The sequence below is a fragment of the Paenibacillus sp. NMA1017 genome (genome assembly GCF_058895805.1).
Window position 1 is genome coordinate 131,609 of record NZ_JBZXYR010000005.1, and the last position, 24,995, is coordinate 156,603.

Genomic DNA, 24,995 nt, shown 5'->3' on the forward strand with positions numbered 1-24,995 from the left:
CCTTTTCATGACATTGAATTTTGAATCGCTCGGCGTTGAACCAGATCTGTTGGACAAACTGACTGAGCATGAAATTACACAGCCTTCGCCAGTTCAGGCAGAGGCTATACCGGAAATAATGAAGGGAAAGCATGTATTGGCGCGTTCACAAACTGGCACAGGCAAGACACTGGCTTATTTGCTGCCGCTGCTGCAAGCGATTGATCCACAGAAAAAGGCTACGCAAAAGCTGATACTAGCTCCAAGCCAGGAACTGGCCATGCAAATTGTACGCGAGGGTCAGCGCTACGGAGAGCATCGTGGAATCCGTGTACTCGGTCTGATTGGTGGGGCGGCTATCAAACGTCAAATCGAAAAGCTCAAGGATCATCCACAGCTTGTCGTGGGCACACCAGGACGTGTACGGGAGCTCATCGCTTCGAAAAAGTTGAAAATGCACAATATTACAGCCATTGTCATCGATGAGGTGGATCAGATGTTCCAGCTCGGCGGAGCAGGCGATGTAACCAACATATTGGGCACCGCCCAACGTGATCGCCAATTGGTATTCCTGTCCGCAACGCTGAACGATGAGATTCAGTCGCTGGCGAAACGGGAGATGCGTGAATACGTAGAAATCGGGATTGATCCCGACCAGAAGACGGCTAGTGGACTGGAACACTATTACTTTGTATCCGAAGAACGGGATAAGGTGGATATGCTGCGCCGACTGGTACGTCATTTTAATCCGAGAAAAGCGCTGGTGTTCGTGAATACAACCAATGCCATCGGGGAGATTGAGGCCAAGCTCAAGCATATGGGACTGACTACGGCATCCTTGTATGGAGATGCGGATAAAGTCACGCGTAGCAATGTGTTGGCCCGATTCCGCGAGGACAAGCTCAAAGTGCTGGTCGCTTCGGATGTGGCAGCCCGTGGTCTGGATATTGAGGGCCTTGAAATGGTCATTCATTTTGACCCGGCTACGGATAGCCAAGCTTATGTTCACCGTGCAGGACGGACAGGACGGATGGGACGCAAAGGATTGGTGGCGTCAGTTGTCACCGACCGTGAAACGTTCATCATGCGTAAGTTCTCCCGTGAACTGGGCATTGACATCGCAGAGCGTGCGTTGCATGGGGGGCGAGTAGTTGTGCCGCGTCCGGCGGATGCCAAGCGTGCACCTGTAAGACCATCTGAGGCCAGATCCATATCTAACGGAGCACTGACGGAAAACCGTAAGGCACCTGTTCGCACCGAAAACGGGCGTCCTGGCAGGAATTCTGCGAACGGTTCAGCTCCAGGCAAGAACAAAGGAGCAGCCTTGTCCAAAGCAGGAAAAGCACAGCGCGAGCGTGATCGTAAAAACAAGGGTGCGCCAAGATGGCTGAAGGAAAAAGGATCAAAACCGAACGAGTAAGGGAGAAGAGGGGGAGCCATGGAACAACAGCCTGTGTTGCAAATTAACGGACTGACCGGCGGATATAGCGCCAAGCGCCCGGTACTGCATCAGATTTCACTGGATGTGAAACCGGGCGAAATGGTAGGACTGATCGGTTTGAACGGGGCCGGGAAAAGTACGACCATGAAGCATATTTTGGGTCTGATGACACCACAGGCCGGAGAAATTCGTGTGCATGGGCATAAGCAGGATGAGAATCCCGAGGAATATCAGGGAGCCATTGCTTTTGTACCTGAATCTCCAGAGCTGTATCCAGAAATGACGGTGATGGAGCATATGGAATTCACGGCCAGAGCGTACGGAGTTAGCGAAGCAGATTTCCGCACGCGCAGTGATCAAATGCTGGACTTGTTCCGTATGCGGGATAAAAGTGGAAGTATGTCGATGCACCTGTCTAAAGGGATGCGCCAGAAAGTGATGATTATGTGTGCATTTTTAGCGGGACCGCCGTTGTATGTCATAGATGAACCTTTTTTGGGTTTGGACCCGCTTGGTATTCGTTCCCTGCTTGACTTTATGTTAGAGATGAAGCGTTCGGGTTCGTCCATTCTACTCAGTTCTCATATTTTGTCCACGATTGAAAATTATTGCGATCGTTTCATTGTACTTCATCAGGGTGCCATCATTGCGCAGGGTACGCTGGACGAAGTGACAGCACAGGCGGGTAAGCCGGGCATGCCGCTGGAAGATGCATTTTATGAGCTGGTACAGGGCAGGGAATGAGCATGGATTTGCAACGTCTGCATAAAGAAAGACGTGTAGCGTTCTGGGGACAGGTGTTGCCTTATCTGGGCTATGTCATTCAGAGCGGTCTGGCGGTGGTGTTCGGCTTTGCACTGATTGCCTTTGCCGCATGGTACACGTCGCTACTGATGCATACTCCACCGGATTTGCCCATCCGCTGGATCATGCTTATTGTGGCTATTCCGATTGCTCATGCGAGCTTTCGTACGTATTTAAACGCAGCGGATATTGTTTTCCTCCGCCCACAGGAGCACGCGATGCACCATTATTTTAAGACCAGCCGGATTCGGGGTGTGGTGTATAAAATATTCGGTTTGCTATTGCTGTCTATCATCTTGTGGCCGCTGTATATCCGCAGTGATGCCGCGCCTAAGCCGTTGCTTCTGACCTTGCTACTGTTCGTGCTATTAAAGCTGCTATTCAGCTACGGCGGCTGGCAAGAGCTTCGTATGGTATCGATTGGCGGGAGTGTAGGCTATCGTCTGCTTCGGTGGGTGTTGGCTGTACTGATGGTAGCCGCATGGCTATGGCAGCCTCCACTACACAGCGTGCCATTTATCATATTGGTCGGTGTGGTGTACGTGCTTGTTCTGCGTTTCCCGGTCAAGCTGCTAGTGGCTTGGGAAAAGCTGATTCGTACAGAGGGTATGCAGGCTGCTCGGGTGATGCGCACTTTGGGTTGGTTTGTCGATGTGCCTGCCCTTACGCAGAGAGTGACGCCGCGCCGCTGGCTGTCCTGGTTGGGAGGTAACATACCTTGGAACAGAAGGGGAGCGTATCGTTACCTTCTGTTTAAGACGTTCCTGCGCACAGAGCCAGCAGGTATTGTCATGCGGCTTGGGATTCTGGGGTTGTTAATTATATACATCACCCATGCTAGCTGGATTGGTATTGCAGTATATTTATTTTTCATATTCCTCATTGGTGTACAGGTCACTTCACTAAGGCAGTATCACAAGGATTCGTTGTGGCTTCAGTTATATCCGATTCCTGCGTATAGTCGTCGTGCGTCTTTTCTCGATTTTGTTGTTCGGTTGACGTTGCCGGCTGCTGTGGTTCTGTGGCTTCCTTTTCTGGCAAAAGGAACGGAAGATCTACTGTCTACACTGCTCACGTTGCTTGGGGGAGTTGCAGTAGTGTTCCTGTTACGAGGCGCTCAAGCCAAAAAATGGCGTTTGGACGGTCAAGATGAAGAAGAAGTGTAATCTGTATCTGTGTGAATAAAGTAAAGGCTAATTCGCAAGCAGCAAGAGCTGTCTGCAAATTAGCCTTTTTTTGTACGCTCACTGCTATCGTAGCCGTGGGTGCAGATATCCGTCTGCTTATACGAAGATCGTTTTGCTGATGATAACTAATAAAATGAACAGTACCAGAATGGTTCCTGTGCTTGTGAATGCGCCGTAACCACCGTAACCGCCTCTTGTTTCTTCTGCTCCCATGCTCATTCTCCTCTCGGTCATTGTGATAAAGGATACATCGTATCTTATGAAGTGGATTTTCAGATTGCGTGGGCCAATGCTCAGGTGTGTTGCCGAATCGCCTTATATTTTTCATCAGATGTAGGGGAGGAGAGAGGAAAAGGCACGTATTGTCGAGAATAGAAGAAGTACGTAGTCATTATCACTTGGAAAGTGGGAAAGACGAGATGCTGGTAGATAAGCTGCTCGTGAACATATTTCTTGTGTTTGTACCGTTATTGGTATATAGCACTTTGTCAGATCATCGGCATATGAAGCATACCCCGTTGCTTATGGGAGGGGTGCTGGGTGTGTCTTCTGTGCTTTGCCTTATGTTTTCGTACATCTGGTATGGATTATATTGGGATCTCCGATATGTTCCTTTGATCCTTTCTGTTTTATATTTTGGTCCTAAGGCAGGGCTTCTGAATATAACGTTGATGGTGATGGCTCGTATGTATATAGATCCTGAGTCTATAGTGGTGAGTTTTCCCAGCATGATGTTGTCTTATTTGGGGCCTCTTTTGGTGAGAAAAAAGTTTATGCAGCTCAATAGTATGTTGCTTCGGGTGGGCATGAATATGCTAATGAGTATATGGACCAGTATTGCCATGTTTATATTTCTGTTAATACATTCCTGGGTCAATGGAAGGCTGGATAACGATGAGATCGAGCTGATCCGGGCAATACTCTGGTTCGGTATGATTCAATTCCTAAGCATTGGAGCCTCTTCTTTCTGGATGGAGTTTAGTTTGGAACGGGAAGAAATGAGAAGAAAGATTAAATATGCAGAGCATCTGAATACGTTAGGTGAACTGGCTGCCTCTATGGCTCATGAAGTACGGAATCCATTGACCGTTATTAAAGGGTTCTTGCAAATGGTTCAGTCAGGGCTAGAAGGGAAAAATCGCAGATATATTGCTTTGGCACTAGCAGAGGTCGATCGGGCTGAAAGAATTATTAGCGACTATCTGAACTTATCCAGACCGCAGATTGGGAACACAGAGCTGATGGATCTGTCTGGCATGGTTCAACAGATTGTTTTGCTTTTGAAACCGATGGCGACCAAGCAAGGCGTAAGACTGTATACTGAGCTAAGGAATGAAATATACGTACATATGGATCGTAATCAGCTGTTACAGGCGTTAATACATGTGACGAAAAATGCGATCGAAGCTGCGGATGATGGAGGCAGGGTATACATAAAGCTGGCGATTCAGGAAGAGAAGGCATGTCTGCATATTAGAGATACGGGAAAAGGCATGAGTCAGGAGCATCTGGAGCGAGTGGGTACTTTGTTTTTTTCAACCAAAGAGGTAGGAACGGGACTGGGAACGGTCGTCTCCTTTCGAATCATTGAAGCCATGAACGGAAGTATACACTATGAGAGTGAGCCCGGAGTCGGAACGGAGGTAGTCATCCTGCTGCCACTCGCACAGGAATCAATGCTTGCTGCTGAAGGATAATTTGTTTCGAAAGTGTGATTAACAATGGTTAGCCCATTAAAAAGCGATATGCCGTAACATCCGGCATACCGCTAATGATGCTATATTTAACCTGTTACATATTAGGCGTTCAACAAATCTTGTGCGCCACGGTAAACAATGTCATACAGGTCTTCCAGATACTCTTCCTCAATACATGAGAATGCAATTCGGAGATCATATTCACCCAGCGCAATCGTTCCTACCCCATATTGTTCCAGCAAATGTGTGCGCAGTCGTTCAGCGGACAAGCCGTTCAGCTTGAGGCACATAAAATAACCCGAATTGAAAGGATAGTAGCTCCATACATCTCCGTATTTTCCACTATCGAGCAACGCTTTGACTTTATTAGCCCGCCCCTTCATAATTTGGAACTTTTCTTTCTTCTGTTGTTCAAAGTCCGTTGACTTGAGGGCATCCAGAACGAAGGTTTGAGATGGGTGAGGACCGCTTGAAATCGTTGCTCGAATAATTCCTAATGTTTTTTGTTCCAGTGCGCTCAGTACATCCTGATGTTCCGAAGCAAAGGTAATAAATCCGACACGGAAGCCCCAAACGAATTCTTCTTTGGTAGCTCCGTCAATTTTGACGGGTAGAATTCTCGGATGAAGCCCAGCTAACTGACCGAATAGTGATTCATGCAGGGAGTCCTCGAAGAACAGACCAAAATAAGCGTCATCTGTCACAACTACGACATTGATGCCTGCTTCCGCGGCTTCCTGAATGGCAGCAACAATCGCTTTACCTTCTTCGACTCCCGGTGTGTAGCCCGTCGGGTTATTCGGGAAGTTCAGCACAACGATTGCTTTGCCGTATTCTTTCTGTGCCAGTAGCGCCTCGCGTAATCCTTCACTATTAAAACGTTGATCCTCTGTGAACAACGGGAAATTCACTAAACGTCCATGACGGCGAATACCGAAAGTCAGCTCATAGTTCTCCCAGTTCTTGTCTGGGTAAATGACAGCGTCTCCTTCATCCGTGAACAGGTCGGCAACGATGCTCAAACCGTGGGTCAGCGCGTTCGTAACTACGGGAATGCCGTAACTTTTTCCAGCCAATGAAGGGTTTTCCTTCAGCATTTTGTCACGCCATACACTACGAAGTTCAGGTTTGCCCGCAGGGGGAGCGTAAGGGTATAGATCCTTGGGATTGTAAGCGGACAGCTTCTCCTGAATGACCTCCAAATGCATAGGACCATTGCCTTCAGTAGCAATACCAATCGTGGCGTTGTACTTTTTAGCAAGCTTCCCTGCTTCTGCGGATTGACTCAAAATCCCCTCTTTTGGAAAATAAATTTCTTTCCCTAAAAGAGAAAGCATTTGATATACATGCTCGTTGCCTGTCTGAATGTTTTGGTTTAACTGCGCTGCCAGTGGATTCATTCCCGTTTCATCCTTCCAAGTCATTTTGATTACATATTATAGCATTACACACGGTAAGCGTCACGCAAAAGCATCTGGGAGCATAAAAGCGCATTTTTTTGCTTAATGACGGCGCTGAGCTTATATTATAAATTAACGGGATAAAGGACAACCAAAGATTAACAAAAGGAGGTGCAGATTTTGCTGGATACATCTGCGTCATCGTTTATCCTGTTGTCGGCCTTCGCCAAAATTGTGTGCGAGCCGGGCTGGAAGTGGCAGGTACGCGAGAAGCCGATGCCAAACTATGATTTATTTTATGTATGGAGCGGAGAAGGAACAGTGGTCTTAAACGGGACATCGTATCCGGTAAGCAAGGGGAGTTGCTTCCTGTTCAAGCCGGGGGATGATACCCGAGCCACACATAACCCGCAAAAGCCGCTCATACTTACCTATATTCATTTTGATCTCATCGAACAACCAAAGCTAATTCCTGCAAGCTACCGTATGCTGGAGGAAACGTTCGAGGTAGAGCATATGCTTGCCAGGTACGTTCGACTGCGCCTGGAGCGTGCTTACGGAGCTGACGAGGAAGGCAAGCTGATCCTGAAACAACTGATGATTCATCTGCTGCGTGCGGACCGCAAGGAGCCGCAGGAGCAACAGGCCAGTAACCAGCTCACCGAGGTCATTCGGGAAACGGCCAACTATGTGCGTCAGCATCCGGGACTTCCTCATCGCGTCGAGGATTTGGCTGCACGGGCGGGGCTGTCACCGCGTTACTTTTCGATTAAATTCAAGGAGCTGCTGGGTGTGTCCGCGCAATCTCATATTATCAGCATGCGGATTGAGCGTGCACAGCATCTATTACTACATGCCGGAATGAATGTGACCGAGGTGGCAGAGGCTTTGGGGTACCGTGATATCTTTTTTTTCAGCCGCCAATTCAAGCAGTACACGGGGAAAAGTCCGTCTGAGATCCGGTAATGCTATGGAGGGTGGACAAGCTGTTTTGGATTTAGGCATAATGGGATTAACGCATGACGAATATAAAGGATAAATTCCCAAAAAGGACCCGAGCAGTTACGCCGGGTCCTTTTTTTATGAGCAATTTAGCATCATCCAATCCCGATGCTCATATGTGTAGCTATAATCCTGTGACGGTAAATTCACTTATGCTTTGGGATCATGTCGAAAGCAACCCAGACGTTGTCCCATTTTCACCACATCCCCCAGCTTCAATGCGGGGTCTGGCTCAAACGTGCCGTTTTCAGTTAGCAAAACGACAGTTGATCCAAATTCGAAATAGGCGAGATCGTCTCCTTTTGTCCATGAGACGGCTTTATCATCCGTATATTTGATGCTACTCACATTCATTGCGCCAACCTTGACGACCGCCACCTCACCATATTCATGGGCAATGTACGTAATCTGTCGTTCATTGCGGCTAAGAACTGCTCGCATATGCTGCAAGCCGAAGTCATTCACTGGGTATACCTTGCCGCGCAGATGTTCTTTTTCTACCAGTGTACCGGATACTGGTGCATGAATGCGATGATAATCCGTCGGGCTGAGATAGAGCACAAAAGCATAGCCGTGTGTGTATTTTTCAAGACGCGGAGAGCGATTAAGAAGCTCTTCCAGCGTATAGTCCTGCCCTTTGACGTTCAGAAGAGTGCCGGACGTAATTGGGCCAGTGAAAGTAATCCGTGCATCCACCGGACTGGTCATCACCTCGGTGTTCGTATCAATCGGGCGCATGCCCGCTTTTAATTTGCGTGTAAAATAGGCGTTCAGGGAACGGTATTCCTTCCATTCCTGTTCCGCCTCATGCGTCTGGATCTGGTACGTACGTATAAAGGTGGGGATAAAAAGTCGGCTTGCACCGCTTTGCGCGAAGGAGCCTACAATCCGGCACACCCACTTGCGCGATGATAGCTCCGTCATGAGCCGCAGCCACTGTTTTGCCATTACAGATCCCCCTTGTTCATTTCCGAGCCGTCTTGGCCGGAACCTGTCCGGCCGCTCTGAACTATATTGACACAGAATGTGACGTAAATCAATACAGTGGACGGCCTGGTGAACGTTCGGTGTCTGATGAAGGCATCCGTTCGAGAAGCCAACGAGCGTAAGCCATCGGCTGAGTGTATGTTTCTTTCCAGACATTATGCATGCCCGCCTGGCTGAAGCCATAGCGCTGGTCACGACCGTTGCATTCGATAAAAACAATCTTGCCCTCATGGGTAATTCCCAGATCCAGACCGACGTCGGCGAGACGGGGAAGGGTTTGTGCCAGTCGGTGCACGATTTGTAACGAGAGCCGCTCCAGTTCATTCATCAGCCGGACTGCGTTCGAAGTCTGAACCGTCTCTGTTTGTGATAACACCTCCAGTAAGGAACGGGCCGTACCGCCCTGTGCCACATTGGAGACAAAGGTGTGGGAAGGAGCAATTTTAGCGAACATGCCTGTCACACCCCAGATACCGCCATATCCGCGCTGAACCGACACACGGACATCAAACGGACGATTGTTGTACAAAGAAAGCGGTATGGTTTCCTGTACGATATGAGGCACATGCAACAGTCGCTTGTGTAGAAATAATGGGAGTTCTCCGACATTCAAACGTAGTGTGGACCAACGCTCAGGTATAGCAGGATGAGCATATTGTAAAGTCCAGCCTCCGCGGGAATGTCGCAGACGCATAATTCCTCTACCCACGCTACCGCTACTGGGTTTAATTACAACATCTCCGGTTTCTTCCATCAAGGTATGGATGGAGGAAAGGTTGCCTTGCAATGTTTTGGGGAGGTGGATGCGAAGCAAAGGGTCTTCCTGCAGAATTGCATGTATATGGTCTTTGTGGAAACGGTTTTGTTCATTAAAAATATAGAATCCCTTTTGTACAAGCTTGTTGATATCTCTAGCATTTTCATTTTGCCGATAGAGAGTCCGATTGTGGATGACCGGCGGCAACGGAAGAGTCATCTGCCGATACTCGTTGCCGTGTTTAACAAAAGCCCGGCATGTTCCGGTCGCTATATGAATATCCTCCAGACGAAGAAAGCAGGGGATGAGCTCGTAGCTTAACCCGGCGTCCTCGTAATTGGCGATAGATTCATATCGCGTCCTCATGGCGGGAATGCCCCGGTAGGTTGCCGGGTTGAGCATGACGCCGACATGCAACATGAGTATGTCCGCCCTCCTTGTAGTCACTCCAACTGATCATACTGTGATTCTAGTCCATCATATGTATCAAAGATCGGCCAGGCATGGACGCTAGCCTTGCGGTAAGCCCAAAGTTAGAAGGGAGGCACCTTTCAGGGAAGCAGACGATATGATACAAGATGAGTATTGAAGAGTGTTGGAATAAGGTCAGAAAGTAGGTGAGGTGATGCAGAGGCCGAAGGTAGCAGTCGTTACACCGGGCTCCTTTGTTATACCATCGCCCCGCAGCAGTTCTGTAGAGCGGGTAATTGCCCGCATGGTACCGCTGGCTAGTCATGAGCTTCAGGCGCAGATCTATGGCATAAAGGGAGCAGAGGCACCGGATCATGGCGATGTCGACGGAATTCCCTGCATGCGTTATACGCGGGGAGCAGGTTATATTTCTGAGGTGATTGCTGATTTAAAGAGATGGTCACCAGCGGTAGTAGATGTACACAACCGCCCGGCAGTTGCGTATGCCATTCGCGAGGCTTTGCCCGATAGCCGGGTTGTGCTGACTTTGCATTCGACCACGTTCATCCGGGAGCCTCACCTCGAACGGAAGGACATGGGGATGCTGCTGTTGTCGATGGATCGCATTATCGTGAACAGTGCCTATTTGGGAGCAATCGTAGCTTCTGACTGTCCCGACGCGGTCAGGGAACGCATCGTCATAAACAAGCTGGGTATCCATCCCGGCGATTTCCTACCAAGATGGACTCCAGCAGCAGAAGCGGCCAGATCGGCGAGATTGGACGATTTCGGCTGGTCAGGCCGCCAAATCGTGTTATTCGCGGGCAGACTGATGCCTGGGAAAGGCGTTCACCGACTGCTCAAGGCCCTGCGGCGTGTTGTCCGCGCCTGCCCGGGCGTACTGTTACTCATTGCAGGTAGTGCCTATTACGGCCATGATCGTCTCACGTCGTACACGGCGTCGTTGCATCGACAGATGCGTAAACTAAGGTTAGGGAAGCATGTGCAGTTCCTCGACTATGTTCCGCATCCAGCATTGGCCTCGCTATATCAGCTAGCCGATGTGACTGTTGTTCCTTCAGTGAAGGATGAGGCCTTCGGGCTGGTCAATCTGGAAGCCATGGCGGCAGGAGTGCCTGTGGTCGCCTCACGAATCGGCGGTATTCCAGAGGTTGTACAACACGGCGAGACAGGCTGGCTTGTGTATCCGTCTCACGGTGAGCAGGAAATGGCCGATGCCATCATCAGGCTGCTCCAGCAACCTGACTTGCGACGACGGATGGGAGAAGCCGGACTTGGCGAGGTACGGAGACGTTTTTTGTGGCAGCACTCAGCACAACGCTGGGCACAAATCATAACGGACTGCGCAACGGAGTGACGTAGGCGCTGTTATGCGCATAGGCTATCTTATAGGCATTAGCCATGATTCCCAGCCGGGTGAATGAAGCGGAGCGCCGCTGGTTCACTCCTGTGCCAAAGGAGCGGTCACCATGAACCATCGTACGAACCATAGCCCCAAGGATAAAAGAACAGCGCGGCGTAACCTTTCTAATGCGGTTCCCTCCCCCCGTGTTAACAAGGAGAAAGCGGCTTCGACTTCCGGCAGTCATAAATCGAACCAGCGTGGAACGGCAACGGTCCCTGCCCCCGTAGAGAAGGACACATCGGTTCAAGCTATAGAGGAAGCGGCATGGAAGAAGCATAAGCTTCCCAAAACGCTAGAGGAAGCGATGCAGATGAATCGAGCATCTGTACTGCTGTTATCTGTGCCTGGGTCAGAAACGGAATACAGGACGGATAACGACATATCGTCTATTACGACAGAAAGTCAGGCAGAGCAAGATTCGTTACTGGATTGTTCCATAACCAGTATCCACATTGCAGAAGGAAGACACCGCCCAAAGCAGCGCGTGGTCTTGCCCGAGCAAGATATCGATCTAGCTTTCCATACAGAGAAAGAATTAGACCTGAATGCCATTCACGACGGATCAGCGACCAGTGACGAGGCTTCTGACGATCATATAGCTTCACCTCAATATGGGAGCATTTCTTTTCACCTCCCCGCACGAGCGGATAGGGGGGAAGTGAGCGTTGTATTTGAGAAGCCATTTATAGATACACAATATGTAATCACTGCCAATGCGAGTATACCGGGAGTGATGGTATCCATCACACAACGTCAGAGGTATTCAGCAGTACTTACTGTGGAACGCATACACTCAGGTCCGATATGTGAAGGGTTGGTCCTTTGGATTGCGATGGGGCAATAATAAGAAGCCAGGAATATAAGTGCCAATAATCAACTTTATAGTAGAAAAAGGGCGTCCCATAGTGGGACGCCGTATACATAAGGGGGAAGGGGGTAGACTTGTAATATCGGGGAAGTTTGTATTATTTCACTTATCTTACACCTACAGCGTCAAAAGACTTCATAGCAGAGGTTACGGCTATTGAATTTTCACCATAACTATCTTTGGCCGTTTGGATAACAGCGGCACGCGCGGTGGAGAAGTTAGACGTGGAAGTCAGATAATTGGTGAAGGCATTATAATAAATATATACGGCTGCATCACGTCCGATTCCATCTACCTTGACACCATGGAAGGTGCCTCCTTGTGCCAGTAGATAGTAGGCTTTATTAATAATGCCACTATTAATATGGGCTCCACCATAATCCTCGTTGTTAGGATCAGGATAGAGATTGCTGTAGTGATCGACTTGACCGTATTTGACAGGATCGGAAAGGGAGCGAATGGCGTCGCCCTTAATATTAGGGGTATAAGCGACTTTGCCGAAGTCCCAATTGGTACGCTCAATGTCGTTGCCTATAATATCTGAGATGGCTTCACTTAATGCACCAGATTCAGCGAAATACACGAGCCCTGATGAATGCTCGGTCACACCGTGTGTCAGCTCATGGGCAACAATTTCAAGGTCGCTGCTGAAAGGGGCAAATAACGTGCCGTCTCCGTCTCCGTAAAGCATATGAGTACCGCCCCAGTGGGCATTGTTGTAGTTTTTTGCGCCGTAATGGACTGCCGAAGCGATAGCCATGCCACGCCCGTCAATGCTGTCGCGTCCAAATCTATCCTTGTAATAATCGTAAGTGCGGATAGCGTAAGCGTGGGCATCCACCGCAGCCGGATCTTCCCATACGTTATCGGAATCTGTATACAGGGTGCCGGGGAGCGTCTCGGTGTTGTGGACGTTATAAGTTAGGATTCCTTTACCACGAGTCGTATCCTTTAGTTGATACTTCTTGCCGGAAGCTGTGGTTTCAAATGTTTTGGTATCACCGAATACACCGCGCCCTGTGCCGATCACTTCGTTAAGAATGTCATACTTGAATACGATTTTTCCGTTATTAGCGTCAATAAAATAACGTGTGCGCAGCAGAGAGGGCTGTAAAGTATTAACTTCGGTTACATAGACGAGACGTGTTGAGTCTCCATCGGGATAGATGTACAGTTCTGCTTTAGGGTCCACACTTGGCTCCAGATTGGCAATCTTGGGGATAGAGGATGCAGGCTCTACCACTTCCAATGTACTGTTCTTCAGTTCAGATTCTTTATCCAAATCCAAGGAGTCCTTATCAGTATAAATTGGCAATTCATTGTTAGATGCTTTTTCGTAAGTGTCTTTACTTACACTATTTGTATCCTCGTAAGGTTCAGAAACGATTTGGACAGAGGAAGAGAGAGATTGTACCCGTGTAGCAGCATTTTCATATGCGGTATATACAGCCTCAGTAGCACTGATTTTTGGAGTTGTATTTTCTTTGGCATCGGCTTGTTGCTCTTCTGAAATGACCGCTCCCAAATAAGAGGTGATTTGACCAGACTTGTTCACATGAAGGGTCTGTTCGGCTCCAAACACGGGAATTCCGTCTACATATTGTTTTAACCGATAATGCTGTGTACCAAATTTGTCACTGGTGCGATCCACTATACGAAATTGCTCGCGCACATGGGAGCTGTTGTTGGTATTGTCCAGACTCAATAATGTTTTTTGTTGTCGATTTAAAAAGCTCCAGACCAGATTGTCGCCTGTTACCGTTGAAGGGGACTTCCAGTTCACCGTTTGGAATGTTGGCGTAAACTGAGTCGGATCAGGAACAGCATTTTCAGCTGCGGAGGCTCCAGGCGCTATAGATCCTAATAACATAGCTCCTCCTAGAAGTGAAACCCATACTTTGTTCAATTCATACTCACTCTCCCTAATTAATATTGGGGTAAGAAACACCCTGTTTGCAGAAGCCTTGCGTCATATATGTAAGTCTTGTTGCTCCTTGAAACGTGAAGAGGATTGGATAAAATTACCTTATGTAAAATATTAAGGTTTATTTTTTTGCAATCTCATCGTCTTGGCTCTGATATTAGCACAGAGGTTGTCGAACGAGAAGATTAATTTTACAAAATACCCCAAAATGAATCTTTAGTCCCAAAATATTAATGAGATTGTCGTATCTAGTCGAAATATATAGAAGAAACTCATTCAAAAATGTATGGGTGGAGAAAGAACAGCTGTTATGTTTATGGAAATGTTAGAACATCTGAGATTGCTGAAACAGGGATAAAAAAACGCCATTCTTTCCTATAATTATACAGAAAGAACAGCGTGTTTTTTGTTTTATGGATACCATTTTGCTTTAGCTTGATGCTGATGGAACACGATCCCTAATGTTTGCCATGATTCATGTTGGATGGATGCTTACTTCTGTTTAATAGGCAGAGCATGATAGCCAAAAGCCAAATCGAGCAAGGCGCTCGCTTCTTGACGCAGCAATAAATCCTTTGGACGGAAGGTAAAGGAGCCATCAGTATTGATGAGGGTATCCGGGTCTACGATTCCTTGTGAGGCAAGGGCTTGAATGGACTGGACCGCCCAGGCATCCGCAGCGTCGAGCAATTTCACCTGAGTGGCTTGGTCAGGTTGAATCTGCTTCAAGTTTTGAATCATGGTTGCTGCGACTTGTCTGGTAATCGGAGTCGCACGGTCATAACCTGGTATGCCTACTATGAATTGCTTCTTGATTTTTTCGGTTTCGTCTGGGAAAATGTACCCTCCGTGTGCAAGCAACAAGGCGTCAGCAAATTCCCCTTGTGTCATCGTGCCCATCGGGTTAAAGAGATTACCTGTTTTAGCATTCATGATGTTTAAAGCATGAAGATTGTCTATATGGCTTCTATAGTTACTCTTTTGCGGGACGTCTGCAAAAGGTGGTTTGATATTGATTTTCTGAGATTGAGCAACAACGCCTAGGCCTTTAGGACTGGTGTAATAAAAATACGCGATTTCTCCAGCCTTGTTTTTCTGGAAAGCGAGCTTGTTTCCTTCTGCATCTTCAAACAACAATGGGTGAATCATTTTAAGTACTTGTTTTCCCGCAGTTTCATCTTCCATGACTAACGCCCCATTCTCATAGGAAAAGTGGGTACGAATCGCGAATACACGTGTATTTTGATACAGACCCACGTATTTTTGCGCTTCTTTTTCCTCTAACTGGCGGTAGGTTGGTTTCTTCTCAGTGATAGCTCGAGGGAAATAATGATCCATGAACGCATCGTACACATCTAGACTCATCATGGAATCATTATTGTAAGACATGAAAAATGCAGTTTTTTGTTCAGGCACCAAAACCATCAACGAAGAATGTCCCGGCATGTTTCCGCCTTTTAATACCACATGTTGACCGTTGGCAAAGTCGTTGAAATATGTCTCAAATCCAACTGTCGCAATAGGAATCGTCTTATCTGCGAAAACTTGGTAGGCATGCATCATATCCATGCTTTTTTTACTTGCGATTTCTTTACCTCCAAACTTTCCATTCTGTAGCTGCATAATCATGTACTTTGACATGTCTTCTCCAGTAGACAAAATGCTTCCTTGTGGTCCATCAGTTGGAGCGTGCCCATATGTTGGATGAGGATCGCCAGTGGGACCGTAATGTGTAGCCATTCTCTTGAGAAGGTCAGGCGTAAAGCGCACACTGGTAGACTTCATGCCTAATGGTTTAAAAATATTCTTTTCCATATATCGTGAGAAAGGTATGCCCGTAACATTTTCCACTGCATATCCTGCGAGTAAAAATGAGAAGTTGTCATACGTATAAGCTTCACCGGGCGACCGTACCACTGTCGGCATATGTTTAGGAATAAACTCCTTCATCGATATATTTTGATTAACGTATTCGGGTCCGGTTATCGTGGTGATATCGGGATAATCTACGCCGCTGGTATAGGTCAACATATCAAACAAGGTGAGGGCTTTTCCTGTTTTATTGGGTATTTTCAACCCACCGAGATACCGTTGTACATCTTGATCTAGTTTAAGCTTTCCTTTATCGACTTGTTGCATCACGGCCAAGGCGGTAAAAGTTTTCGAGACTGAAGCGATTTGGAAGACCGTGTCTTTATTGACGGGAATCTTCTTTTCTTTATCTGCATAACCGTACCCTTTATTGACGACGACCTTTCCATCATGGACGACGACAAAACTTGCACCGTTCACATTGTACTTCTTCATTTTTTCCGCAAATAAGGGATCAGCAAAAGATTCTACTTCCTTTGCGTTATTGGGAGCTTTCGTCATTTGAATATTGGCCGTGGATGTCGATGGTTTTAATTCTCCAACTTCTAATGATTGTTGGGAACAAGCAGAAACCACGCTGGTAGAAATGAGCAGAAGTGCGAGGCTTGCTTTATTTATTGCTTTTTTCATTTTCGTACTCTCCTTTTTTGGACTGAAATGTTCTTGTCAGCACACCGAGTTGTCGACTCACCCGTGTATGAACCGAGTGTAGCAAGCGGCAAGTCATAGTAGCTAGTGACCTTTTGTCTTCTAATGCATGACATAAAAAATAGAGCGTAGTACGGCTTGTTTTATAGTCATGACCTACAAATCATGACACTTTGACACTACCGTATGTGACAGATAACAAGTTAGATTCGAAGGGTGACTCATAACGTATTAGCAAAGAAAAGAAAGAGTAGGAGAGAATCAAATGACGAAAGAATCAGCTCGAAAAAGGTTGCAAGATTTCTACTTTTTGTTGTTTACCTTCGGATCTGGACTGTTTTATTTTTGCTTCTATTTGGCCAGCATTACATTTGCGTTGGCGATGACGGTTATCTTCGTGGGTATTCCCTTGTTGGCGCGTGTGTTGCGAACAACTCACACATTTGTCCAATATGAACGCATTCAGACGAAGGTTTATACGGATATATCAATAGAGCCAATCCTGATAAGGACAAAAGGTGGAAGAGATAAATGGATGAAAGCGAGAGAAGCAATTCTTAATAGTAGCAATTGGAGGGCCGTTTTTTGGCTTATGCAGAAATTTTTTATTGGGGTGATTAGCCTCATATGTGCCGTTATATTGTACATAGTTCCGCTCGTATTTATCGTTACACCGATACTTTTTCAATATCTTGAGCTATACTTATTGGGATTCGCTATGGATTCATGGGAAAAGGCTATATGTGTCATGATCGCTGGGTGTATTCTCGCCTGGATCAATACTCGTATTGGAAACAGCTTAGTTCAAATCGTTGGAATGTACACGCGTTCTATGTTCAAAGCTATTAAGGGGTGATAATTTGTTTACAACCTGGAAACAATGGCTCTGGTATGACTGGTTATTGCTTTGTATACGTTTTGTCATCTGGCTCTCATTGATGATAACTACTATCCAACACCAAGACCATTTAACTGTGCCCCTTTGGATCATCATTCTTTGGGAAGTCGCCTCATTTTCAGTACCTTGGATTTGTTTAATGTTCAGTTATCGCTACTATTTGTTTACTGAGATGGTTTTGTTTGGCGGAGTGTGCTTTTACTTAACCTTATTATTTCCGGGGGCGTATCTTGCATTTTTAATGCCAACTTTCATGATCGCGGCAAATAGTGCTCATAAATCATTCCGTTGGTCGGGTTCTATCACAATTGTTTTGTTTCCGTTGCTCATTGCAATGTTTTCCCCAGGAACAGATCTATGGGCGATTATCCCACAAATCGGTCTGGCTTTTGCGATGGGATTTTCCTTCCACTTACTAGTTTCTAATTACCGCCAAAATGAAATTATTCGCAATCAGAAGCTTGTGCTGGAACAGTACCTATCTCAGATTGAGCGGATTACTTTGTTAGAGGAGCGCGATAGGCTTTCCAAAGATTTACATGATACGATGGGGCATTCCTATACCTCGATCATTATGGGGTTGGAAATATTGCGTACGGAATTAGCGACAAAAGATGGAGAGGAAAAACTCGACTCATTATTGCAATTGGCCCGTAACAGTATGGAGGAAGTGAGAGCCTATTTGCATCAAATAGATTCACCACAAGAATCACTTCCCTTGACGGTTACTTTGCAACAATTAGCAGAGGAGTTCCAGAAACATGCAAAAGTAAATGTACGCACTCGAATAATAGGGGAAGAGTACATGGTCTCCAAACAAGCGAAAATGACGCTTTATCGGAGCTTGCAGGAATCGCTGACTAATGCCGTGCGCCACGGACAATCCACCGAAATCATTGTGTCACTGCATTTTGAGCCGCAACAGACGAGATTGGATGTGCAGGATAATGGCGGAGGAGTGGAGGAGTGGAAGGATGGCTTCGGATTAACTACGATGAAAGAACGTGCGACACAGTTACAAGGAAGAGTCACTGTATACTCCGAAAAAGGCGAAGGGACGTTCATTTCATGTGTGTTACCCAGACTGGTACAATTGTCTGATGAACGAATTCGCTTATGTATCGTCGATGATCAATCGTTTATTCGAGACAGCCTCCATACAATCCTGGACGGACAGGAGGACTTGCAGGTAGTGGGGATGGCTGAAGATGGAGAACAAGCTGTGGAATTGTGCGGAAGCCTGAATCCAGATTTGATACTAATGGATTTGGAGATGCCCAATCAGGATGGAATTCGTGCGACCAAAATAATCAAGGAAACATGGCCTGACATTCGTGTCCTCGTCCTGTCAACGTTTCAGGATACAGAGAGGGTGAAGGAAATCATGCGAAGCGGTGCTGACGGCTATTTGCTGAAATCCATAGAGTCGCGTGAACTGGCTGAAACGATTCGCCTCGTCTATCGGGGAGGCACGATAATTGACCAAGATTTGTTCCGAAGAATGTGGAACGAAAATGATGAAGAAGAGTCAGTCGGATCGAAGTCAGTTGGAAAAGAGTATGGCTTAACGAAACGCGAACTAGAGGTTTTGAATCTTTTATCTCAAGGAATCCGTTATAAAACAATTTCTTCGAAACTTTACTTATCAAACGGCACAGTAAGAAATTACGCCTCCACTCTCTATGACAAGCTGGGAGTCAACAATCGAGAAGAAGCCGTGCAAAAAGCGAGAGATATAGGATTACTTTTGTAAGAGAAAAGGGCGCCCCTTTGAGGGGACGCCATAAATAAGGGGGGAAGGGGCGCAGACTTGTACACTGCACCCCTATTTTTTCGTCCATTGTATGAGTAGGGTCACATGACTGTTGCACAACGGCAATGGTCTATGGACGAAAATTTTGAGGAAGATAGCGTATGATTTAGTTTACGCCTACAGCGTCAAAAGATTTGGCAGCTGCAGTTGCTTGTGCTGAGTTCGCACCGTACAAATCTTTTGCCGCTTGGATCACAGCAGCGCGTGCGTTGGAGAAGTCGGAAGAAGAAGTCAGGTAGTTCGTAAAGGCACTATAGTAAATTTGGACCGCTGCATCGCGGCCAATTCCATTTATAGTTACACCATGGAAAGTACCACCTTGTGCCAACAGATAGTAGGCTTTATTGATAATGCCGCTGTTCGTATGAACGCCACCGTTATCGGAGCTGCCTGTATACAAGTCGGAATAGTGATCTGGTTGATCATACAGCGTAGGATTGGACATAGAGCGCAGGGCATCTCCTGCAATGTTTGGCGTATAAATATCATCGCCTACAAGCCAGTTTTTACGCTGAATGTCATTGCCGATGACGTCCGAGAAAGCTTCATTCAATGCACCGGACTCCCCATAATATTCCAAATTCGAAGTATACTCTGTGACACCGTGAGTAAGTTCATGACCTACCACATCGGGGTCCCCACTGAATGCGATAAATGTGCTACCGTCCCCATCTCCATAAGTCATTTGGGAGCCATTCCAGAAGGCGTTGTTGTAGCGGCTACCGTAATGGACTGTCGAACGGAGTTGCAGCCCGCGTCCGTCAATGCTGTTGCGTCCGAATTTGGACTTATAGTAATCATATGTTTTGGCAGCATACGCATGGGCGTCCACGCCGGCTGGATCATTCCATACATTATCGGCATCGGTCAGAAGGGTACCTGGGATGCTTTGACGGTTGGAGGCCGTGTAGGTCACAACCCCGTTACCGCGCGTTGTATCTTTTAACTGATAGCTACTGCCGGAAGCCGTCGTGGTGAATGATTTGGTATCACCAAGCACACCTTTACCTGTACCTGTCGCTTCATTAATGATGTCATACTGGAATACGATGCTGCCATCATTGGCATCAATAATGTAGCGAGTACGTAGTGGGGCAGGTTCTAAAACATTGACTTCTGTTACATAAACCAGCTGCAGGTCATCCCCTTTAGGGTAGAAGTACAGATCGGCTTTAGGATCTACTTCTGGCTGCAGATTAGCGATTTTGGCGATGGAACTTTTTTCTGTCTCCACTGCTTCAATTTTGCTATCTTTCAGGGCAGATGCTTTATCAAGACTCAGCTCGTCCTTATCAGTAGATATCGTTTTTCCGTTGTTATCTGCTTCAGCGTAAGTGTCTTTGCTTACACTGCTTTGTTCCTCAACATCTTTAGAAATCGTATCGTCGGAGGTAGGGAGGGCTTCAATCCGTGCAGCTGCTTCTTTATATGCAGTGTAGACCGCTTCAGAAGCGCTGATTTTTGGAGTTGTACCTTGCGTAGCTTCAGCTTGCTGATCCTCAGTAACCACCGCTCCTAAGTAAGAGGTGACCTCACCAGATTTGCCCACATGAATAGTCTGTTCAGCTCCATATACGGGAATCCCATTTACATACTGTTTCAGCCGATAATGGCTCACACCGGACTTGTCGCTTGTGCGATCAACGATTCGGAATTGTTCACGTACACTAGAGTTGTCCGCACCCAATAACGATTTCTTTTGCCGATTCAAATAGCTCCATACAATGTCGTCCCCGGATACCGAGGAAGGGGCTTTCCATTGCTCGGCGTGAAAGGTCGGTGTAAGCTGAGTTGGCCCCGAAACGGAACTCTCCGCTGATGCACCAGACGCGACAGACCCTAATAACATAGCTCCTCCAAGAAGCGAAACCCATACTTTTTTCATTAAAAATTCACTCTCCTCGATTATTGTCAGGATGAATCATCCTGTCTTGAATAAGGCATTGCGCCATTTATGTAGGTCGTGTTGTCGTCTGGAATAGAAGAAAATGGAACATGAAGAGAAATACCGAAGTGTTTTTCATGAAGCGTACGTGAAAAGAGGGTACTGCAGTATGAAGCATGTAGCTTAAAAAGGTGACAAACTCCTCCTTTCCTGTCGTATATAAAAAAATAGAATAATGGTGGATAATGGAAAAATATTGCCTTATGCAAAAAAAACGAATGTTGATTTTTTGAACTCCCATCATCTGGCTCTGATATTAGCACAGAGAATGACGGACGAGAAGATCTATGTCACAAATTTATCCAAAATGATTCTTTAGACCCTAATAACTCATTTATTTAATAGGATTAATAAGTTTGTAAAATAAAGTCGAAAATTGCTATGTCGAAAAGACTCCACGATTGCCGTTACACACGGCTTTTGGACCGCATAGGTTATGTTGAACTGTCCTAATCATGCTGTCCATCTATACAGCAGGAAGGGAGGTGAGACGGGAGCATGAAGAAACAGGGAAGAACTGGATACAAGATCAAACGGAGGCGGCATTCCGGCGCTTACTATCATTCTAAGATGTGGCTGCCGTTACGAATGCCGAACATGCATAAGAATCCGGTAACCCCTGCCATGATGGAGGTACTGGACACGGAGAGAGGGGCACAGAGCGGAGAAGAGCGACCATCTGAACCGTCATCAGTGGGAAAGTTTTTCGTATCTGTCATTATTCCGGCCATGAATGAGCAAAAAACAATCGGAGCTGTGATTCGAGAAGCGCGCCGTGTCCATCCACATACAGAGGTTATCGTCGTTGAGAACGGATCACACGATAGAACGGCGAAGGTGGCAGCAGCGGCAGGAGCTCGTGTACTTTCCTTCCCGGAACCGCTCGGACATGATGTTGGCCGTCGTATTGGAGCGGAGGCGGCATCCGGACAGATCCTGCTTTTCCTGGACGGGGATATCGTCATTCCCTGCGTTAGACTTCGGCCGTTTATACACGCCATTTGTGCAGGTGCGGATGTGGTGCTGAATGATTACCATGGACCTGTGAATCGTACGCCCGTACATCCTGTAGTGGAGGCAAAGCATGTATTGAATATCTTGTCGAATCGTGCTGATTTAGGGGGAGCATCTATGACTGGCATTCCACACGCCATAAGTCAAAAGGCTCTAAAGGAAATAGGTCTAAAGCCCTTGGAGAAACCTCCTTTATTTCAAGCTATGTCCATCGCCTCCGGGTTACGAGTGGTGACTGTATATGGAATAGCTGTCGGTAAAATAAATGCGACACGTAAAAAACAGAACGGAAAGGACCCGCTGGCAGGTGTAATTGTTCAGGATCATCTGGATGCCATTGCCTGGCTTACATCGCGTCTGGGAACGCGTGCGGGATATACGGATTTGGAGCGCAAACGGATCAGAGACGAGGTGAAACTGTGAGTAAACCGTATCGCAGAGGGAAGCGTGAAGAACCGAGCTGGGGGATCAGACGTGTTCAGCGAAAATCAGGAACGACGAATTCAATGCATAGCCGTAGAGTGAGAAAGCCCACACCTCGGGCGAAAGGAATGACCGAAGTGACTCCGCCTGTGGAACGCGAAGTTCTGGGGGATATTGTGTTACAGGGAACTGCAGCGGCCGTGGTCAGCGCCTGTAATGAAGAGTCAACGATTGACCGGGTACTGAGCGAGCTGGAAAAACTTCCGCTTACGGATATCATTGTCGTATTGAACGGCTGCACGGACGGTACGCGCTCCACCGTAGCCAAACATCACCCCAGCGTGACTCTGGTCAACGTGCCCGATCGACTGGGGCATGATGTTGGCCGTGCAGTAGGCGCGCGTATGACACAGGCTGATATTGTGCTGTTCGTGGACGGAGATTTGCCGATTCCAGCATCTGATTTGCTGCCTTTTCTCCACGCGGTGGATCAGGGAACAGATGTTGCGCTTAATGATCTGGGCAGACATTTGCCGCCCTATGCCCAGCAGGACAGCGTGACACGGTGCAAAGCATTCCTGAATCGCGTACTGCGCAGGCCGGATTTGGGAGCAAGCTCATTGACCGCCGTACCGCATGCATTATCTCGGCGTTTACTGGATCAGCTTGGCTCAGCCGTGCTAGCCGTACCGCCAAAAGCCCACGCCATGGCAATTCTGCATGGCATGATCGTGGCGGCAGTACATGCTGTCGATGTCATTAAAACGAACCGTAAGCGGACCTTCAATGTTGGCAAAGGAAACGCTATGGAACAGTTAATCGTCGGTGATCATGCAGAGGCACTGACGGCAGTGTTTCAGGTAGCTGGGTATTCTCCGCTCGGGCCTGTTCCAACACGGGTAGACGTTGCCAAAGGGAGGAATGCACAATGAGTCTGACGAGCATCATTATTCCGACTTATAACGGCCTGCATCTGTTAAAGCCGTGCATTGAGGCGATTCGGACACATACGATAGATGTACCGTATGAAATCATTGTTGTGGACAACGCTTCGAATGACGGAACGGATGATTTTTGCGCATCCGAGCGGCTGATCAGCATACGTCTTCCTGAAAACAGGGGCTTTCCAGCAGCATGTAATACGGGGCTCCGGCTGGCTTCAGGTGACCAGTTCGTTATTTTAAACAATGATGTGACGGTTACGCGGGGATGGCTATCGAATATGTTGGCCGCATTGCAGAGCGAAAGCATAGTGGGATTGGTGGGACCGGTGACGAATTATGTCAGCGGTATTCAGCAGATACACGGATTAGAAGGAGATTTGGCCAGTTGTCTGAGATATGCGGAGCAGAATAATGCAAGTAATCCCTCCAGATGGCAGGAGGTCAAGCGGTTGGTCGGATTTTGTTTGTTGTTCCGGCGCGATCTGATGGAACGGATCGGATTGCTGGATGAACGGTTCAGCCCCGGACATTATGAGGATGACGATTATTGTCTACGCGCACGCGTGCATGGCTACAAGCTGCTCATGTGCAACGACTGTTTCGTCTATCACGAGGGGAATGCGAGCTTCTCACGCTCGGAAACTTCCTGGATTGAAGAGCTGATCGAGCGGAACTATCGTTTGTTTATAGAGAAATGGAGTATAGATCCCAGAATGTTCATCGAAATTGGAAACGCTGGGGTTGTATGCACTGAACATGCTGTCGAAGGAGGAAGGAAGATATGAAAGGGGTTATTCTCGCAGGAGGAACCGGATCGCGCCTTCATCCGTTGACTACATTACTCAACAAGCATCTGCTTCCGGTCGGCAAGTATCCCATGATCGTATATGGTATCGAGAGGCTGCGACAGGCAGGGATCACCGATATGCTTATTATTATTGGTAAACAATCGGCCGGACTGTATACCGATTTTTTGGGTAGTGGCAGTGACTATGGTGTCCAACTGACATACCGGATTCAAGAAAAGGCGGGCGGCATTGCAGAAGCACTCGAACTGGCAAGAAGCTATATGCAGGCAGAAGAGAAATTCACTGTTTTGTTAGGTGATAATTTGTTCAAGGAAGACTTGGGACCTGTGATCGAACGGTTCAAGCAACAGCCCCCGGGGAGCGCCAGAGTGTTGTTGAAAAAGGTGGCAGATGCTCGTCGTTACGGGGTACCCGTGTTTGATCCTGAGCGCCCGGAGAGCATTATGCGGATTGAAGAAAAGCCGCAGCATCCCCAATCCAAATATTGCGTTACAGGCATCTATATGTACGATACTGCCGTGTTCGATAAGATCCGGCAAATTACACCTTCGGCACGCGGTGAGCTTGAGATCACGGATGTTAACAACTGTTATGCTGCTGAAGGCAAGCTGGAATATGATATTTTACGGCGCTATTGGAGCGACGCAGGAACCTTCGATTCCCTTCAGGAAGCTGGAGTGAAAATGAAAGGACTTCTACCCTGATCTCAATGAAACACCATCCTGCCGGGCCAGGCATATAGTATA

At 47.3% G+C, this 24,995-nt stretch carries 20 protein-coding genes; 13 read left to right on the top strand and 7 right to left on the bottom strand.

The annotated features are described in order from the left end of the window. Positions 1–7 precede the first annotated feature (7 nt). Genes AC5ELV_RS14840 through AC5ELV_RS14850 form a run of 3 tightly spaced genes read left to right on the top strand, consistent with a single transcriptional unit; the run spans position 8 to position 3,390 of the window. Positions 8–1,399 (top strand): DEAD/DEAH box helicase, encoded by a 1,392-nt coding sequence (locus tag AC5ELV_RS14840; RefSeq protein WP_493430793.1) that lies wholly within the window; start codon positions 8–10, stop codon positions 1,397–1,399. A gap of 18 nt (positions 1,400–1,417) precedes the next feature. Continuing rightward, positions 1,418–2,164, top strand: a complete 747-nt coding sequence (locus AC5ELV_RS14845) for an ABC transporter ATP-binding protein (protein WP_493430794.1) — start codon at positions 1,418–1,420, stop codon at positions 2,162–2,164. A gap of 2 nt (positions 2,165–2,166) precedes the next feature. Next, entirely contained in the window at positions 2,167–3,390 is a 1,224-nt protein-coding gene (locus tag AC5ELV_RS14850; protein WP_493430795.1) for an ABC transporter permease, read from the top strand. A gap of 117 nt (positions 3,391–3,507) precedes the next feature. Here AC5ELV_RS14850 and AC5ELV_RS14855 read toward each other — a convergent pair whose 3' ends face one another. Next, the gene (locus AC5ELV_RS14855) at positions 3,508–3,624 is read right to left on the bottom strand and encodes a hypothetical protein (protein ID WP_013372853.1); all 117 of its coding nucleotides are present in this window, start codon (positions 3,622–3,624) and stop codon (positions 3,508–3,510) included. Positions 3,625–3,830: 206 nt separating this feature from the next. Here AC5ELV_RS14855 and AC5ELV_RS14860 point away from each other — a divergent pair, with 206 nt between their 5' ends. Next, entirely contained in the window at positions 3,831–5,108 is a 1,278-nt protein-coding gene (locus AC5ELV_RS14860) for an ATP-binding protein (protein ID WP_493430945.1), read from the top strand. 101 nt (positions 5,109–5,209) lie between these two features. Here AC5ELV_RS14860 and AC5ELV_RS14865 read toward each other — a convergent pair whose 3' ends face one another. Then, positions 5,210–6,508 carry an aminotransferase class I/II-fold pyridoxal phosphate-dependent enzyme gene (locus AC5ELV_RS14865; RefSeq protein WP_493430796.1) on the bottom strand — a complete coding sequence of 433 codons (1,299 nt, stop codon included), beginning with the start codon at positions 6,506–6,508 and terminating at the stop codon, positions 5,210–5,212. Positions 6,509–6,688: 180 nt separating this feature from the next. Here AC5ELV_RS14865 and AC5ELV_RS14870 point away from each other — a divergent pair, with 180 nt between their 5' ends. After that, on the top strand, positions 6,689–7,474 hold the full coding sequence (locus tag AC5ELV_RS14870; RefSeq protein WP_061830088.1) for a helix-turn-helix domain-containing protein: 786 nt from the start codon (positions 6,689–6,691) through the stop codon (positions 7,472–7,474). 186 nt (positions 7,475–7,660) lie between these two features. Here the strand turns inward: AC5ELV_RS14870 and asd are convergent, their stop codons facing one another. After that, positions 7,661–8,458 carry an archaetidylserine decarboxylase gene (asd, locus tag AC5ELV_RS14875; RefSeq protein ID WP_493430797.1) on the bottom strand — a complete coding sequence of 266 codons (798 nt, stop codon included), beginning with the start codon at positions 8,456–8,458 and terminating at the stop codon, positions 7,661–7,663. Positions 8,459–8,546: 88 nt separating this feature from the next. Next, a complete protein-coding gene (locus AC5ELV_RS14880) occupies positions 8,547–9,674 on the bottom strand; it encodes a YheC/YheD family endospore coat-associated protein (RefSeq protein ID WP_493430798.1) in 1,128 nt (375 codons plus the stop codon). Positions 9,675–9,879: 205 nt separating this feature from the next. Between AC5ELV_RS14880 and AC5ELV_RS14885 the strand changes: the two genes are divergently transcribed. Together AC5ELV_RS14885 and AC5ELV_RS14890 are read left to right on the top strand one after the other, a co-directional pair. Then, on the top strand, positions 9,880–11,043 hold the full coding sequence (locus AC5ELV_RS14885) for a glycosyltransferase family 4 protein (RefSeq protein ID WP_493430799.1): 1,164 nt from the start codon (positions 9,880–9,882) through the stop codon (positions 11,041–11,043). A gap of 112 nt (positions 11,044–11,155) precedes the next feature. Next, positions 11,156–11,935 carry a WIAG-tail domain gene (locus AC5ELV_RS14890; RefSeq protein WP_493430800.1) on the top strand — a complete coding sequence of 260 codons (780 nt, stop codon included), beginning with the start codon at positions 11,156–11,158 and terminating at the stop codon, positions 11,933–11,935. A gap of 130 nt (positions 11,936–12,065) precedes the next feature. Here AC5ELV_RS14890 and AC5ELV_RS14895 read toward each other — a convergent pair whose 3' ends face one another. After that, positions 12,066–13,865 carry a M4 family metallopeptidase gene (locus AC5ELV_RS14895; RefSeq protein ID WP_493430801.1) on the bottom strand — a complete coding sequence of 600 codons (1,800 nt, stop codon included), beginning with the start codon at positions 13,863–13,865 and terminating at the stop codon, positions 12,066–12,068. A gap of 510 nt (positions 13,866–14,375) precedes the next feature. Next, entirely contained in the window at positions 14,376–16,385 is a 2,010-nt protein-coding gene (locus AC5ELV_RS14900) for a serine hydrolase domain-containing protein (protein WP_493430802.1), read from the bottom strand. A 283-nt stretch (positions 16,386–16,668) separates the two neighbouring features. Between AC5ELV_RS14900 and AC5ELV_RS14905 the strand changes: the two genes are divergently transcribed. Both AC5ELV_RS14905 and AC5ELV_RS14910 read left to right on the top strand, forming a co-directional pair. Further along, the gene (locus tag AC5ELV_RS14905; protein WP_493430803.1) at positions 16,669–17,259 is read left to right on the top strand and encodes a sensor domain-containing protein; all 591 of its coding nucleotides are present in this window, start codon (positions 16,669–16,671) and stop codon (positions 17,257–17,259) included. A gap of 4 nt (positions 17,260–17,263) precedes the next feature. After that, positions 17,264–19,054: a response regulator gene (locus AC5ELV_RS14910; RefSeq protein WP_493430804.1), complete on the top strand. Its 1,791-nt coding sequence runs from the start codon at positions 17,264–17,266 to the stop codon at positions 19,052–19,054. Between the two features lie 166 nt (positions 19,055–19,220). Here AC5ELV_RS14910 and AC5ELV_RS14915 read toward each other — a convergent pair whose 3' ends face one another. After that, a complete protein-coding gene (locus AC5ELV_RS14915; RefSeq protein WP_493430805.1) occupies positions 19,221–20,999 on the bottom strand; it encodes a M4 family metallopeptidase in 1,779 nt (592 codons plus the stop codon). A gap of 558 nt (positions 21,000–21,557) precedes the next feature. Between AC5ELV_RS14915 and AC5ELV_RS14920 the strand changes: the two genes are divergently transcribed. The 4 genes from AC5ELV_RS14920 to AC5ELV_RS14935 are packed head-to-tail and all read left to right on the top strand — an operon-like array spanning position 21,558 to position 24,953. Next, positions 21,558–22,496: a glycosyltransferase family 2 protein gene (locus AC5ELV_RS14920; protein ID WP_493430806.1), complete on the top strand. Its 939-nt coding sequence runs from the start codon at positions 21,558–21,560 to the stop codon at positions 22,494–22,496. Then, the gene (locus AC5ELV_RS14925; RefSeq protein WP_493430807.1) at positions 22,493–23,428 is read left to right on the top strand and encodes a glycosyltransferase family 2 protein; all 936 of its coding nucleotides are present in this window, start codon (positions 22,493–22,495) and stop codon (positions 23,426–23,428) included. The genes AC5ELV_RS14920 and AC5ELV_RS14925 overlap by 4 nt, the downstream gene beginning before the upstream one ends. Beyond that, the gene (locus AC5ELV_RS14930; protein ID WP_493430808.1) at positions 23,425–24,225 is read left to right on the top strand and encodes a glycosyltransferase family 2 protein; all 801 of its coding nucleotides are present in this window, start codon (positions 23,425–23,427) and stop codon (positions 24,223–24,225) included. The genes AC5ELV_RS14925 and AC5ELV_RS14930 overlap by 4 nt, the downstream gene beginning before the upstream one ends. Then, the gene (locus tag AC5ELV_RS14935; protein ID WP_028541469.1) at positions 24,222–24,953 is read left to right on the top strand and encodes a sugar phosphate nucleotidyltransferase; all 732 of its coding nucleotides are present in this window, start codon (positions 24,222–24,224) and stop codon (positions 24,951–24,953) included. The genes AC5ELV_RS14930 and AC5ELV_RS14935 overlap by 4 nt, the downstream gene beginning before the upstream one ends. The last annotated feature ends 42 nt before the right edge of the window (positions 24,954–24,995 follow it).